We start from the raw sequence: 15,346 nt of genomic DNA, 5'->3' as shown, positions 1-15,346 counted from the left end.
AAGTGGAATGCAAGCCTTGCTTCGTTATTCGTTTTATATTAGCCGGTGTCGTACGATGCAGCCGGCGTGCCATAGCCGCCGAATTTCCTCCGCTGCAAGCCAGCGCAGGCGCCTTGTTTGCATTGCGGCCACTCTAACACATGTTTTCTAATACAATAGAGAAAACTATTGCGCGCAATCGTAAGGACTTTTGAATACGATTTGAAAATGAGCTGATTTTCGTCTGATCGGCAGTCGCTCAGTTCCCGCCGTTCCGGCGCTTCAGTTGAGGTGTTGGCTGGCCCAGCGCCTGCTTCAGGAAGGGCGACAGGCCGAAGGTTTCGGTCGCAGAGGCGGGTGCATCCGCCACAGCCGGCTGTGGGTCTGCCGCAAGGCGTAGCGCCTTGCCGATGGCGATGCGGTGGGGGTCGAGAATCGGCACTTCCGCAGCCGCGATGACGTCGGGCAAAACAGGGATTAGCCCGGCGCCGCCCAGCACGACACGTTCAGCCCCGAGCGCCTTGGCCTCCATTGCCAGGAAACTGGCGATGGATCGTGCGTCGTCGGCCACCGACTCGATGGACCGGATGCCGGCGATCCTTTCGCCAAGGCCGAGCTTCAGCACCAGTTCGCTGAGCATTTCGCACCAGACCGTGCCATTGGTCGAAACGAGTGAGGTTCCCGGCATAGCCGCTGCGGCGAGCAGGCTGGCTTCGGCAAATCCGACGACCGGAAGTCCGGTCATCTCGGCGATCGCCTCGCGGCCGGGGTCACCGAAGCAGGCGAGTACGATCGCGTCGGGCCTCGCGCCCTCGCCAATGGCCTTGGCTGCTGCGTCGAGCACGGCGTGTGCGGCTATCGAAACCGCGACACGGGTCGAGATGTAGCTGAAGCCGAAACTGGCGGTGATGGTCTGCACCTCTGCGGCGTCCGCCACCTCGTCGCGCACGAGTGCGTCGATGACCTGGCTGACGCCGGTCGAGGTGTTGGGATTGATGACGAGCAGGCGAGGCAGGCGGCGCATCGAATTCCTTTGATATGACGGTCTTTGCTTCCGCCCCTCGCGCAACCGAACGGTGGCGTGAGTTTCGGGACGCGAACGCCTTTTGCGAAGCATCCGCAGCCCGGCCTTGATATCATTGTATCACATAATATGTAAAGTTTGTATCCAAATATTGGATGCAGTTCTGCCCGGAAGGCGAGCAATGTGCCTGCGAAACCGGCATCTTGGGGATCAAAAATGACAACTCGATGCCAGGCCGCATCCATCCCGCCGGTTGCGATGAGGGGCGAATTTTGCAGCCGGCGGACGCCGCGGTCTTTCAGATGACGTCTTAAGTGACTGTTTTAATGTAATTCTTGTAGCGGGGTTGGAGGCGCTCGGCGTGTACACACATCACGCAACATTTATGTATCCACTGAAGAAAAAATCGGATACAAAAGAGATGGGAGCGCCTTTGTGAAAAGGCAGAGTCAATTCAGCATATGGGAGCGACAATCATGCATGCTTTCTTCTCGGCCTTCTCCGCGCTGTCAGGCAGCCGGCGGCAGTTTTTGGCGACCGTCGGGGGCGCGGCCCTTGCCGTGGCGGTCGGTTTCGGCGGCTCGTCGGCCTTTGCCGCAGATCGCGAACACACGATCATTGTCGGCCTCGGTGGCCAGATCAATACGCTCGATCCGCTGCGCGCCGACTACAACCAGACCAACACCATTATCAGCGCCGTCTACGATACGCTGGTGACCTATGACGACACGAAGCTCATCGGCGCGCTGGCCACGGAATACGCCTATGCCGACGACGCCCAGTCGATCACCTTCACGCTGCGTCCCGATGTGAAGTTCCATGATGGCACGGCGCTGACCGCCAAGGACGTCGCCTACACGCTCGACCGCCTGAAGCGCATCGGCACCGGGGTGGCCTCGCTGATTGACGGCTACGATTCGACCACCGTGACCGACGACACCCACCTGACCATCAAGCTGTCCAAGCCGAACACGCTGTTCCTGCCGTCGCTGAGCAAGGTCTACATCCTGAACTCGGCGCTGGTCGAGGCCAACAAGGGCGCCGATGACGGCCAGGGCTGGCTCCAGGCGCATGATGCCGGCTCCGGCCCCTACGTGCTGGGCGACCAGTCGCAAGCCGTGGTGATCGACCTGTTCCCGGGCTACTGGGCCGTCGAAGCAGGCCGTCCCGAATCCATCGTCTTTCGCCGCATCGACGAAAGCTCGACGCGCCGTGACGAACTGCGCGCCGGCAACATCGACGTCGCCTTCGGCTTTGCCGACCGCGATGCCGCCGCCATGGCCACCGACCCGGCGCTGAAGGTCGTGCCGATCAACACCAGCTACCAGACCGAGGTGCTGTTCAACACCAAGGTCGGCCCGACCGCCGATCCCAAGGTACGTAAGGCATTGCGCATGGTCTACGACTATGCCGGCGGTCTGCGCGGCATCCGCGGCGGCAACGGCAAGATCGCCAATGGGCCGCTGCCGGCCCGTCTCGACTGCCGTCCCGAACTGCCGGAGGTGAAGCGCGATCTCGAAGCCGCCAAGGCGATGCTCGCTGAAGCGGGTGCAGCCAACCTTAAGCTCAAGATGAACTTCCAGCCGGTGTTCGAGCTGCAGAAGCAGGAAGCGACGCTGTTTCAGTCGAACCTGCGCGAGATCGGCGTCGAGCTCGAACTCGAGCCTATCGCCTTCCCGAACTACCTTGCCAGCCTGAAGGATCCGAACTCGATCCCGCAGATGATGCTGCTCGAAGACTTCGCCCAGTTCCCCGAAGCCGGCATCATGCTGGTCAAGGGCTACAAGTCGGATGCCGTCGGCACCAACCGTACCGGCTATGCCAACCCCGAGGTCGACAAGCTGCTCGACACGGCTCTCGCCACGGCCGATGACGCCAAGCGTTGCGACATCTACAAGCAGGTCCAGACCATTCTCGACAATGACTCCGTGATGGTCGACATGTATGGTGTCTACAAGCCAGCCGCCTACCGTGTCGGCACGCTTGCAGACCTCAAGGCCAGCATGCTCGCCACGCCCGCCGAGCCGGCGGACTTCCGGCTCGCCAAGCCGTGAGCGAGGTCTGACATGCTCGCATTCCGCGCCTATTCCTGGTTCCTAGGCCGACGTCTGGGCCTGACACTGTTGACCCTTTGGGGATTGGCCTCGCTGGTCTTCCTGATGGTCAAGCTGATGCCCGGCGACGAGGCCCAGATGGCCGCCGGCGCGGACGCTTCCGCCGCCCAGATCGAGGCGGTGCGTGAAAGGCTGGGGCTCGATGCCCCGGTCATCATGCAATATCTGAGCTTCCTGGGTCGCCTCCTGCGCGGCGATCTGGGCACTTCGATCGTTACCCTTCAGCCTGTTCTGGCCGATCTCGAAAAGGTGCTGCCGAGCACGCTGGAGCTCGTCTTCATTGCCATGCTGCTCAATCTGGCTGTCGCCATCCCGGCCGGCATCATTGCCGCCTACCGCCAGGGCGGCGTCTTCGACACGACCAGCCGCGTCACCGCCGTCATGCTCGGCGGCATGCCCGCCTTCTGGCTCGCACTGGTGCTTCAATATGTGCTGGGCAGCGTCTGGCGCGTGGTGCCGATCTCGGGCCAGCAGGGCTATGGCATGAACTCGCCGGTCGTCACTGGCGCGCCGACCCTCGATGCTCTGATAGCCGGGAACTTTGCCGGCTTCTTCGATACGCTGCACCATATCATCCTGCCTTCGGCCGTTCTGGCGGCGCTGTTTGCCACCCAGATTTTCCGCACGTTGCGGGCCGCCTTGCTCGGTGTGCTGCGCTCGGACTTCATCATGGCCGTGCGCGCCAAGGGCGCCACCGCCCGCCATATGCTGGTGCGCCACGCCTTGCCCAACAGCCTCAATCCGGTGCTGACGCTTTCGGGCACCCAGGCCGGCGCGATGATCGGCTCGGCAGTGCTGGTCGAAACCGTCTTCGCCCGCCAGGGCATCGGCGCCTATATGTTCAATGCCGTCGCCCAGAAGGACGCCTTCGCCGTGCTGGGTTCGGTGATGTTCATCGGCACCGTCGTCTGCCTCGTCAACCTGATCGTCGACATCCTCCAGCTTCTTGTCGACCCGCGCATCCGCGCCGCTCAACTGGGGAGCCAAGGCCAATGACCGCCATTGCCCAGCCGGTAACCGCCCGCCGCAAGGAAGGCTTCAGCACCTTCGAGATATTCGTCTTCACGCTTGTCGTCGCCCTTCTGGCGATCGCCGTCTTCGGACCGTTCCTCGCGCCTGACAGCATCTACAATTCCGACATCGCCAATTCGCTGATGCCGCCGAGTGCGACCAACTGGTTCGGCACCGACGATCAGGGCCGCGACGTGTTCTGGCGCCTCATCGTAGGTGCCCAGACGACCCTGCTCTCGGCCTTCCTGGTGGTGACGCTCTATTCGCTGATCGGCGTCACGCTTGCCACCGTCGCTGCCGCCGGTCCGCGCTGGCTCGACGAGAGCCTGATGCGCCTCACCGACATCGGCTTGGCACTGCCGGGCATGATCGTGGCGCTCGGCTTCGCCGCCGCCATGGGCGCCAGCCTGCGCTCGGCGATCATCGCCATGGCCATAACGGGATGGCCGATCACCGCCCGCATGCTGCGTGGCATCATGCGCCAGACGATGGAACAGCCTTTCGTCGCCGGTGCCCAGGTGCTCGGCGTGTCGAAGTGGCGGCTGATGACCAAACATGTGCTGCCCAATTCACTCGACGTCTTGATCGTGAAATGGGCCGGCGACATCGGCACGACTGTGCTGGTGCTGGCGAGCCTGTCCTTCATCGGCGTCGGCGCTCAGCCGCCAAGCGCCGAATGGGGCGCCACCATCGCCGCCGCCCGCGGCTATGTCTCGACCGCCTGGTGGACCGTCGTTGCTCCCGGTGCAGCGGTTGCCATCACCTCGATCGCGTTCGGCCTACTCGGCGACATCATCCAGGTCCGACGCGATCCGTCCTTGAGGGGCAATTGAGATGAGGACCGTGCACCCCATGCCCGACCAAGCCACAGTCACCCCGCTCCGTCCGCCTCTCGTCACGGTCGATAAGCTGACCGTCGATATGCCGCTTGGCCGCAGCGGCGCGAGCGTCCGCATCGTCGATGGCGTCGATTTCAGCATCGGCGTCGGTGAGCGCGTGGCCTTGGTCGGCGAGTCTGGCTCGGGCAAGTCGCTGACGGCGCGTGCGCTTATGCGGCTCGACCGCCTGGCCAAACTGTCCGGCCGGGTCGACTTCGACGGCACCGACCTGCTCAAGCTGTCCGAGCGCGACATGGGCAGGCTGCGCGGCAGCTCCATCGCCATGGTCTTCCAGGACCCGATGAGCTTCCTCGATCCGCTGATGACCATTGGCGACCAAGTCGCCGAGACGCTGCGCATCCGCGGCATCGGCAAGGCCGAGGCGCGCAAGCGGGCACTTGCCGTGCTCGACGAACTTGGTGTCGATCGCGCTGCCGAACGCCTCGATGCCTATCCGCACGAGTTCTCCGGCGGCATGCGCCAGCGCGTCGTGCTGGCGATGGCGCTGGTCGGCGAACCGCGCCTGCTGATCGCCGACGAGCCGACCACGGCACTCGACGTGCGCGTTCAGGATCAGGTGCTCGACCTGCTCGACGACGTGTCGACCCGTCGCGGCCTGGCAGTGCTGTTCATTACCCACGATCTCGGCGTCGTCGCCGGCTTCGCCGAGCGCGTCATGGTCATGTATTCGGGCCGCATCGTCGAGGACGGCGAGGTCGCAGGCGTCTTTGCCAAGCCGAGCCATCCCTATACGCAAGGGCTGATCAAGGCGGTGCCGCGCATCGACCAGGATCTCAACACCCTTTACGCCATCCCCGGCGCACCGCCGCCGCCACTGGCGCGGCCAAGCGGTTGCCCGTTCCATCCGCGCTGCGACCAGCGCTTCGAGCGCTGCGACAAGGACCTGCCAGCTCTCTTGCCGATCGGTCTGTCGCGCGTCGCCTGCCATCTGCATGACGGCCACCAGCATGACCGCCACCCGCATGACCGAAAGGGCGCCTGACCATGCTCATGTCCATCGACAGCATCAGCAAGTCGTACAATGCCTTCCCCAACCCGCCCGCAAAGGTGCTGCACGACGTCACGCTCAACGTCGACACCGGCGAGGCCATCGGCCTTGTCGGCGAATCGGGATCCGGCAAGTCGACCATCGCCAAATGCATGCTGGCGCTGATCAAGCCGGAAGAAGGCACGATTACCTATGACGGCATCGACGTGATCCACGCCAAGGGCGAGGATCTCAGGCGCTTCCGTCGCGAAGTGCAGATGGTGTTCCAGGACCCCTATGGCAGCCTCAACCCGCGCATGACGGTCGAGGAGCTGATCGGCGAGGGACTTTTGATCCACAAGCTCGAGCCGACGGCGGCTGCACGCCGCAAGCGGGTCGCCGAGATGATGGAGATGGTCGGCCTCAACCCCAATGATATGGACCGCTACACGCGGTCCTTCTCCGGTGGCCAGCGCCAGCGCATCGCCATTGCGCGCGCACTTGTCATCCGCCCGCGCATCCTCGTCTGCGACGAGCCGGTGGCAGCACTCGACGTGTCGGTACAGGCGCAGGTCATCAACCTGTTGCAGGACATGCAGAAGAAGCTCAACCTCGCCATCGTCTTTGTGGCGCATGACCTCGCCGTTGTCCGCCATCTCTGCGAAAAGATCGTCGTGCTGCACAAGGGCAAGGTCGTCGAGCAGGGCACGCGCGAGCAGATCTTCGACAACCCTGAGATGCCCTACACCCAGTCGCTACTGGCGGCGGTGCCTGTGCCCGATCCCGTCGTCGGCCGCGCCCGTCGTGCGGCGCGCCGCCTCGAAACCGCAAACTGACATTTACTAAGGAGACTGCCGATGCGTATCGGTGTCGATGGCCGCAAGATTCCGGAAGCCACCAAGCGCGGACCTGTGGCCAGCTTCGATCATGCCAAGGAATTGGGCATGGAGGGTCTGTTCTTCCGCACTGTCCTCGACATGAGCCCGACGCTGGATGCCGGCTATCTCGGCGAGATCAAGCAGCGCGCCGACGAACTTGGCATGTATCTCGAAACCGGCCTTGGCAAGGTCAATCCTTATGCAACGCCCGAGGCGCCCGAACTGCGCCTGATCGGTGACGGCGACATCGTGCTCGGCTTTCGCCGCATGATGGAGGCCTGTGCTGCCATCGACTGCCGCGAACTCTGGGTGGCGACCGCCAACTACAAGCCGGCCTATACCGGCCGCTTCGCCTATGACCGCTTCCGCACCGATGTGACCTGGCAAGAGCAGCTCGACGCCACCGCGCGTTTCCTCAAGAAGCTCGCGCCGATCGCCCGTGACCTCGGCATCCACCTCAACCTCGAGACGCATGAGGAGATCACCTCTTTCGAACTGGTACGGCTGGTCGAGGAAGTCGGGCCGGATACGACAGGCATCGTCTTCGATACGGCAAACGTGTTGCAGCGCGCCGAGCACCCGGTCTGGGCGGCCAAGCGCGTGGCACCTTATGTACGCCAATCCCACATCAAGGACGCGCTGATTGCCTATGATGGCGAGGTGCTCGATTTCCAGATGCGCCCCTGTGGCGGCGGCGTCGTCGATTTCCGCGCCATCATGCCGATCCTGGCCGCCGCCAATCCCGATCTCAACCTGTCGATCGAAAACTACGAATCCTTCTCGGACCGGCCGCGCAACCCGCCCAAGATGATCATCGAGATCGCCGATCCCAAATGGCTCGAAGGCCACCCCGACCTCAGCGTCGAGGAGTATGCCGACTATATGAAGATGGTACAGGACTATGCTGCCCGCATCGCCGGCGGCGAGGTCCTGGACCGCGAAAGCTTCGCTGCATGGGCGGTGAAGAACTACCACTATGCCGAGACGGTCGACTACATCAAGACAAGTGCCGCCCATGTCAGGGGCATCTGCGAAGAGCTTGGTTTGCCACTGAAAAAGGCGGCTTAAGCCGCCTCATCGACGACTAACAGAAAACCCGCGGAAGGCAGCTTCCGCGGGTTTTCTGTTAGTCGTCGCATCCCGCACCAACTTCCCCTATCCGGCCCTTCGGGCCCCCTCTCCCCAGAGGGGCGAAGAAATCCGCTGCCGCCATGGCGGCGCTCATCCCGGCTTGGGGTCCTCGCCCCTTTGGGGAGAGGTGCCGAGCGAAGCGAGGCGGAGAGGGGGCCTTTGTGAAAGCCAGGAACCTAACAACTAAGGCCGCGCTGTGAGCGCGACCTCTTGATCAACCGTGGTCGCAAAAGCCTACCACTCGAGCACGATCTTGCCGGCCTCGCCATTGGCGGCGTTGTGGAAGGCGGCCTGGTAGTCGTCGGCCTTCATGCGGCTGGTGATGACCTTGCGGATGTCGAGCCCGCTTTCCAGCATCGCCAGCATCTTGTGCCAGGTCTCGAACATCTCGCGGCCATAGATGCCCTTGAGCGTGATCATCTTGAAGACGATCTTGGAAAGATCGACCGGGAACGGCTTTGCCGGCACGCCGAGCAGAGCGATACGGCCGCCCATCAGCGTGTGTTCGACCAACTGGTCGAAGGCGGCGGGCGAGCCGCTCATTTCGAAACCGACGTCGAAGCCTTCGCGCATGCGCAGCCGCGCCATGGCGTCGCGCAGGTCTTCCTCGGCGACGTTGACGGGCGTGACGTCGGCGACCTGGGTGGCGAGTTCGAGGCGCTTGGGGTTGACGTCGGTGATGACGACATGGCGCGCGCCGCAATGCCGCGCCACCGCCGCACCCATGATGCCGATCGGGCCGGCGCCGGTGATCAGCACGTCCTCGCCGGCGACGTCGAAGGACAGCGCCGTGTGTACGGCATTGCCGAGCGGGTCGAGGATGGCGCCGAGCTCGTCGTCGATGGTGTCGGGCAGCGGCACCACGTTGAAGGCGGGGATCCGGACATATTCTGCGAAGGCGCCGGGCAGGTTGACGCCGATGCCTTGGGTCTCCGGATCGAGATGGTAGCGGCCGGCGCGGCTGGCGCGGCTGCGCATGCCGATGACATGGCCTTCGCCCGAGACGCGCTGGCCGATCTTGAAGCCGCGCACATGAGCGCCCAGCTCGACGATCTCGCCGGCATATTCGTGGCCGGTGATCATCGATACCGGCACGGTCTTGGCCGCCCATTCATCCCACTTGTAGATGTGGATGTCGGTGCCGCAGATGCCTGTCTTGTTGACCTTGATCAGCACGTCGTCGGGGCCGACCTCCGGCACTGGCCGGTCTTCCATCCAGATGCCGGGTTCAGCCTTGGCCTTGACCAGTGCGCGCATGGGAAAACTCCTGAAAATCAGATGATGCCGAGCGACTTGCCAGCGTCGGCAAAGGCGTCGATGGCGAAGGTAATGTCCTGTTCGTCGAGGGCGGCCGACATCTGGGTACGGATGCGCGCCTTGCCCTGCGGCACCACGGGATAGAAGAAGCCGGCGACATAGACGCCGCGCTCGTCGAGCGCCTTGGCCATTCGCTGCGCCAGCACTGCATCGCCCAGCATGACCGGGATGATCGGCGTCTCGCCCGGAAGCAGCGTGAAACCTGCCTGGGTCAGGCCGTCGCGAAAGCGCGTGGTGTGGCGGCCGAGCTTGGCGCGCAGGTCGTCGGCGCCCCGCGCAATCTCGATGGCTTTCAGCGAACCGGCGGCAACGGCAGGTGCCAGACTGTTGGAGAAGAGATAGGGGCGCGCGCGCTGGCGCAGCAGGTCGATGATCGACTGCGACGCCGCGATAAAGCCGCCCATCGCGCCGCCCAGCGTCTTGCCTAGCGTGCCGGTGACGATGTCGACGCGGTTGCCTGCCCCCGTCAGCGCCGGCGTGCCGCGGCCCTCTTCGCCGATATGACCGGTGGCATGGCAATCGTCGACGGCGACGATGGCGCTATAGCGCTCGGCGAGATCGCAGATCTGCTTGAGCTTGGCGACGTGGCCATCCATCGAGAACACGCCGTCGGTGACGACCAGCTTGAAGCGCGCCCCATCAGCGGCGGCCTGCTTGAGCTGGGTCTCCAGGTCGTCCATGTCGCCCTGGGCGTAGCGGAACCGCTTGGCCTTGGAGAGCCTGACGCCGTCGATGATCGAGGCATGGTTCAGACTGTCGGAGATGATGGCGTCCTCGGCGCCGAGCAACGGCTCGAACAGCGCTCCATTGGCGTCGAAGCAGGCGGCAAACAGGATCGCATCGTCCTTGCCGAGATAGTCTGATATGGCGTGCTCGAGCTCGCGGTGCAGCGTCTGGGTGCCGCAGATGAAGCGCACCGAGGCCATGCCGAAGCCGAACTCGTCGAGCGCATCTGCCGCCGCCTTGCGGATATCGGCATTGTCGGCGAGGCCGAGATAGTTGTTGGCGCAGAGATTGACCATCTGGCGTTCGCCAGTCTGACCCTTCACCTTGATACGGCCGGCCTGCATGCCGGAGATCTGGCGCTCTCGCTTGTAGAGACCGTCGGCCTCGATGCCCTGGAGAACGTTCGAGATGTGGGAAAGGAAATCCTGGTTCAACGGTCTCTCCATCCATTAAGGTGGAAATTCCGATATAATGGATATGATGGCAAGTCTAGTGGAATCCCGTTGGGCCAGCGAGCCAGGCGCAAATGCCTCGCAGGACGGCCAGGCCGGTGCTATCAGTGGGCCGCTTTTGGGGGAGGCGACATGGAAGTGAACGACGCGCCGAAGATCGGCCCGGTGATCCAGAAGGAACGCAAGGAACGCCACCTGACGCTCGACCGGCTTGCGGCGATTTCGGGCGTTTCGCGCTCGATGCTGTCACAGATCGAGCGCGGCGAAGCCAACCCGACATTCGCCGTTCTGTGGTCCCTGACCCAGGCGCTCGGGATCGATTTTTCCCAGCTCATCGCAGGCGGAATCACCCACCAGCGTAAGGCGCAGGCCATAGAACTGGTGACGCTGGCGCTGACACCTGAAATCAAGAGCCCTGACGGGGCCTGGCGGCTGCGCATCCTGAGTTCGCCGGCCCTGGCCGGCCGTATCGAATGGTACGAGGTCGAGATCGCGCGTGGCTGCAAGCTGCAAAGCGCACCGCATGCGCCCGGCACCTTCGAGCATCTGACTGCTCACACTGACGGCCTATCGGTGGAAACCGAGCTGGGACGGCAGGCGCTGAAGACAGGCGAGACGGCGCGCTATCGCGCAGACGTATCCCACGAAATCACCAATACCGGCCCGGAAACCGCCCGTGCGCTGATGGTGGTTCTTTACGACCAGGACAACTAATCCCATCTGCCACGGACTGGCCCGGTTTTTCTGCTCTTGACGGGGCAGCAAGCCTGCCGCTTCCTCCCAGCCAAGCGGCACCGCATGTCGAAGCGCCGCGACCGCGAAAGGGAGAACGTCATGTCCGGCAAGTGGGATTTCTGGGTCGACCGTGGCGGTACCTTTACAGATGTCATCGGTCGCGACCCTGATGGTCGCCTCCACCCCCGCAAGCTGCTGTCGGAAAATCCCGAGGCTTATCGCGATGCTGCCATCCAGGGTATCCGCGACCTGCTTGGCCTTGCGCCCGGTGCTGCCATTCCGTCAGGCAGCATAGGTGACATCAGGATGGGCACGACTGTTGCCACCAATGCGCTGCTCGAACGCAAGGGCGATCGCGTCCTCCTCCTTATCACCAAGGGCTTTCGTGATGCCCTGCGCATCGCCTACCAGGCCCGGCCGGACATCTTCGCCAAGGAAATCATCCTGCCCGAGCAGCTCTATGAGCGTGTCGTCGAGGTCGATGAGCGGGTTCGGGTTGATGGTACCGTCGAGCGCCTGCTCGATATAGCGGAGATCAAGCCACAACTGCTGCAGGGCAGGGCTGACGGCATCGATGCTGTGGCCATCGTCTTCATGCATGCCTGGAAGTTCCCCGAGCACGAACGCGCCGTCGCCGCCGTTTGCCGCAAATGTGGATTCTCTCAGGTATCGGTCAGCCACGAGGTTTCGCCACTGATCAAGTTGGTCGGGCGTGGGGATACGACAGTCGTCGATGCCTATCTGTCGCCGATCCTGTCGCGCTATGTCCGGCAGGTGGCAGGAGAATTGGGTGCGGCGCCAATCTCCCCCCTGGTGGGGGAACTGTCGGCGAAGCCGATAAAGGGGGACGCTGATCCGCAGAGCTCTGATAGCGCCGAAAGCCAGCTCTCCACCTTGCCCCGGTCTGCCCTGCCGGGCATCTCCCCCACAAAGGGGGAGATTGGCCAATCGGAAGGCCCCCGCCTGGTGTTCATGATGTCCTCCGGCGGGCTCACCGCCGCCGAACTGTTCCAAGGCAAGGACGCGCTTTTGTCAGGCCCCGCCGGCGGCGTTGTCGGCATGGTCGAGACGGCCCGGCTTGCCGGCTTCGACAAGGTGATCGGTTTCGACATGGGCGGCACCTCGACCGACGTCGCCCATTATGACGGCGAATACGAGCGCAGCTTCGACACCGAGGTCGCCGGCGTGCGTGTCCGCGCGCCGATGATGCGCATCCACACGGTCGCCGCCGGCGGCGGCTCGGTGTTGCATTTCGAAGCCGGCCGCTTCCGCGCCGGCCCCGATTCCGCCGGCGCCAATCCCGGCCCCTCCTGCTACCGCCGTGGCGGCCCGCTCGCCGTCACCGACGCCAATGTCATGCTCGGCAAGCTGCAGCCCGATTTCTTCCCGGCTATTTTCGGCCCTGCGCAAGACCAGTCGCTCGATGCTCGCGTCGTACGCCAGAAGTTTGCGGCGCTTGCCGAAGAGATCGGCGACGGGCGCAGCCCCGAAGCGGTCGCCGAGGGTTTCGTCACCATCGCCGTCGAGAACATGGCCAACGCCATCAAGAAGATCTCGGTTCAGCGCGGCTACGACGTCACGGAGTATCTGCTCAACTGCTTCGGGGGCGCCGGCGGCCAACATGCCTGCCTGGTGGCCGACGCGCTTGGCATGGAGGCGGTGCTGATCCACCCCTTCTCCGGCCTGCTGTCGGCCTATGGCATCGGCCTGTCCTCGGTCTTCGCCTCGCGGCAGCAGGCGCTGCTCAAGCCGCTGGCCGAGGAAACGCGCGCCGAAATCGAGGCCTTGATCGGCAATCTGCGCGCCGAGGTGCTGGCTGAGCTCGCCGGTCAGGCCATCGCCGAAGACGATGTCGCCCTGCGGCCTGTCCTGCATATCCGCTACGACGGCACCGACACCGCCCTGCCGGTCGGCTTCGAGCATGGCTCGATCGCCGAGGCGGAGGCCACCTTCGAGGCTGCCCACAAGGCGCAGTATGGCTTCATATATGAAGACAAGCCGACCGTGGTCGAAGCTGTGGTGCTGGAAGGCCGGGACGGCAGCACCCGTGGGCTCTCGGAACACGAGGCCTCGCTCGAGCTAAAGCTTGCCATCGCCTCCGAGGCGCGAAAGATCTTCACCGAGGGCGCCTGGCACGAGGCCGGCATCTTTCATCGCGTCGGCATGAGGCCCGGACACAAGGTCTCAGGGCCCGCACTCATCATCGAGAGCCACCAGACAATAGTAGTCGAACCCGGCTGGAGCGCCGAGATCACCGCCCGAAACCACGTGTTGATGCGGCGCACCGAAAAGAAGATGCGTCGCGCTGCCATCGGCACCGCTGCCGATCCGGTCATGCTCGAGGTGTTCAACAACCTGTTCATGTCGATCGCCGAGCAGATGGGCGTGACGCTGCAGAACACCGCCTATTCGGTCAACATCAAGGAGCGGCTCGACTTCTCCTGCGCCGTCTTCGACCGCACGGGCGCCCTCGTCGCCAACGCCCCCCACATGCCGGTGCATCTCGGCTCTATGGATCGCTCGGTCGAGACCATCATTCGTCTCAACGAGGGCGACATCCATCCCGGCGACGTCTTTGCCCTCAACGCTCCTTATAATGGCGGCACCCATCTGCCCGACATAACGGTCGTCACGCCGGTGTTCGAAGAGTTGGTTTCCGCTCCTCATAAGGGGGGAGAGGATGGCGGTAGCCAGGTGATGAGCAGCGCATTTGGGGCGGATGATCGATCTGGCCCGTCGGGCCTCCTTCTTCCCGCAGGTGGGAAGAAGGACAAAAGCCCCCGCATCCTCTTCTGGGTCGCTGCGCGCGGCCATCACGCCGATGTCGGCGGCACAGCACCGGGCTCGATGACCCCGCTGGCTACGACCGTAGACGAGGAGGGCGTGCTGTTCGACAATTTCCGCCTCGTCGAACGCGGCAGCTTCCGCGAAAATGAACTCCACCGCCTGCTGACCGACCATCCTTATCCTGCCCGCAATCCGCAGCAGAACATCGCCGACCTCAAGGCCCAGATCGCCGCCAATGAAAAGGGTGTGGCGGAACTGAGGAAGATGGTCGGCCATTTCGGCCTGGATGTCGTTGAAGCCTATATGGGCCACGTCCAGGACAACGCCGCCGAAAGTGTCCGCCGCGTGCTCGATCGCCTGCCTGATCATGCCCAATACGAATATCCGACCGACACCGGCCAGGTGATCAAGGTAAGGATCTCCATCGACCGCGCCGAGCGCAAGGCGACCGTCGACTTCACAGGCACCTCGCCTGTGATGAAGAACAACTTCAACGCGCCCGAGCCGGTGGCCCGCGCTGCCGTGCTTTATGCCTTCCGGGTCATGGTCGAGGACAACATCCCGATGAATGCCGGCTGTCTCCGGCCGATCGACATTATTATCCCCGACGGTTCGATGCTGCGCCCGTCCTATCCGGCTGCCGTCGTCGCTGGCAATGTCGAGACCTCGCAGCACGTCACCAACGCGATCTTCGGCGCCATGGGCGCGCTCGCCAATGCCCAAGGGACGATGAACAATCTCACCTTCGGCAACGCCACCTACCAATATTATGAGACGATCTGCTCCGGTTCGCCCGCCGGCCGCATGAACGACGACAGAGGCTTTGCCGGCACATCTGGTGTCCACACCCACATGACCAATTCGCGCCTGACCGACCCCGAGATCCTCGAACTGCGTTTCCCTGTCTTGCTCGAGGACTTCCGTATACGCGAGGGCTCGGGCGGCAAGGGTCGCTGGCCAGGTGGCGCCGGCACCAAGCGAACGCTCCGCTTCCTTGAGAAAATGGAGTGCTCGATACTCTCTTCGCACCGCTCGCGTCCGCCGCTCGGTCTTGATGGCGGCGGCGAAGGCCAGAAGGGGGCGACCAAGGTCCGTCGCAACGACGGCACGATCGACATGCTCAAGGCCTGCGACCAGACTGTGCTCGAACTGGGCGAAGCGGTGATTGTCGTCACGCCGACGCCTGGCGGATTTGGCCCGGAGTGAGTCGTTTGTTGGGTCGCTGGGCGCGTCAGGGAGGCAATGCGCTGTGAATCGGCGTTGAATCAGTCTGCGTGGGTTTGTTGTGTGATTTGTTTTGGCCTGGCGGTGGTTTTTTTGAGGCTA

The 15,346-nt window shown here is 63.6% G+C and carries 11 protein-coding genes; 8 read left to right on the top strand and 3 right to left on the bottom strand.

Translation table 11 applies throughout. The annotated features are described in order from the left end of the window. Positions 1 to 238: 238 nt before the first annotated feature. The gene (locus tag DY201_RS02745) at positions 239 to 1,003 is read right to left on the bottom strand and encodes an aspartate/glutamate racemase family protein (protein ID WP_165916062.1); all 765 of its coding nucleotides are present in this window, start codon (positions 1,001 to 1,003) and stop codon (positions 239 to 241) included. Between the two features lie 476 nt (positions 1,004 to 1,479). Between DY201_RS02745 and DY201_RS02740 the strand changes: the two genes are divergently transcribed. From DY201_RS02740 to DY201_RS02715, 6 genes are read left to right on the top strand one after another with little or no spacing between them, the layout of a single operon-like run. Continuing rightward, the gene (locus DY201_RS02740) at positions 1,480 to 3,057 is read left to right on the top strand and encodes an ABC transporter substrate-binding protein (RefSeq protein ID WP_165916063.1); all 1,578 of its coding nucleotides are present in this window, start codon (positions 1,480 to 1,482) and stop codon (positions 3,055 to 3,057) included. Between the two features lie 12 nt (positions 3,058 to 3,069). Beyond that, positions 3,070 to 4,113: an ABC transporter permease gene (locus DY201_RS02735; RefSeq protein ID WP_115729873.1), complete on the top strand. Its 1,044-nt coding sequence runs from the start codon at positions 3,070 to 3,072 to the stop codon at positions 4,111 to 4,113. Beyond that, positions 4,110 to 4,961 carry an ABC transporter permease gene (locus tag DY201_RS02730; protein WP_115729872.1) on the top strand — a complete coding sequence of 284 codons (852 nt, stop codon included), beginning with the start codon at positions 4,110 to 4,112 and terminating at the stop codon, positions 4,959 to 4,961. Before DY201_RS02735 ends, DY201_RS02730 begins: the two co-directional genes overlap by 4 nt. 19 nt (positions 4,962 to 4,980) lie before the next feature. Next, positions 4,981 to 6,009 carry an ABC transporter ATP-binding protein gene (locus DY201_RS02725; protein WP_115733549.1) on the top strand — a complete coding sequence of 343 codons (1,029 nt, stop codon included), beginning with the start codon at positions 4,981 to 4,983 and terminating at the stop codon, positions 6,007 to 6,009. 2 nt (positions 6,010 to 6,011) lie between these two features. Next, positions 6,012 to 6,830: an ATP-binding cassette domain-containing protein gene (locus DY201_RS02720; RefSeq protein WP_115729871.1), complete on the top strand. Its 819-nt coding sequence runs from the start codon at positions 6,012 to 6,014 to the stop codon at positions 6,828 to 6,830. A 21-nt stretch (positions 6,831 to 6,851) separates the two neighbouring features. Beyond that, the gene (locus DY201_RS02715; RefSeq protein WP_115729870.1) at positions 6,852 to 7,940 is read left to right on the top strand and encodes a sugar phosphate isomerase/epimerase family protein; all 1,089 of its coding nucleotides are present in this window, start codon (positions 6,852 to 6,854) and stop codon (positions 7,938 to 7,940) included. A gap of 297 nt (positions 7,941 to 8,237) precedes the next feature. Here the strand turns inward: DY201_RS02715 and tdh are convergent, their stop codons facing one another. Together tdh and DY201_RS02705 are read right to left on the bottom strand one after the other, a co-directional pair. Then, on the bottom strand, positions 8,238 to 9,260 hold the full coding sequence (gene tdh, locus DY201_RS02710) for an L-threonine 3-dehydrogenase (protein ID WP_115729869.1): 1,023 nt from the start codon (positions 9,258 to 9,260) through the stop codon (positions 8,238 to 8,240). Positions 9,261 to 9,277: 17 nt separating this feature from the next. Next, positions 9,278 to 10,480, bottom strand: a complete 1,203-nt coding sequence (locus DY201_RS02705) for a glycine C-acetyltransferase (RefSeq protein ID WP_115729868.1) — start codon at positions 10,478 to 10,480, stop codon at positions 9,278 to 9,280. A gap of 150 nt (positions 10,481 to 10,630) precedes the next feature. Here DY201_RS02705 and DY201_RS02700 point away from each other — a divergent pair, with 150 nt between their 5' ends. Next, on the top strand, positions 10,631 to 11,212 hold the full coding sequence (locus DY201_RS02700; protein WP_115729867.1) for a helix-turn-helix domain-containing protein: 582 nt from the start codon (positions 10,631 to 10,633) through the stop codon (positions 11,210 to 11,212). 120 nt (positions 11,213 to 11,332) lie between these two features. After that, positions 11,333 to 15,226: a hydantoinase B/oxoprolinase family protein gene (locus DY201_RS02695; RefSeq protein ID WP_115733548.1), complete on the top strand. Its 3,894-nt coding sequence runs from the start codon at positions 11,333 to 11,335 to the stop codon at positions 15,224 to 15,226. Positions 15,227 to 15,346: the final 120 nt, after the last annotated feature.

The sequence above is a fragment of the Aminobacter aminovorans genome (genome assembly GCF_900445235.1).
Lineage (GTDB): Bacteria > Pseudomonadota > Alphaproteobacteria > Rhizobiales > Rhizobiaceae > Aminobacter > Aminobacter aminovorans.
This window is presented reverse-complemented; position numbering and strand designations above follow the sequence as displayed.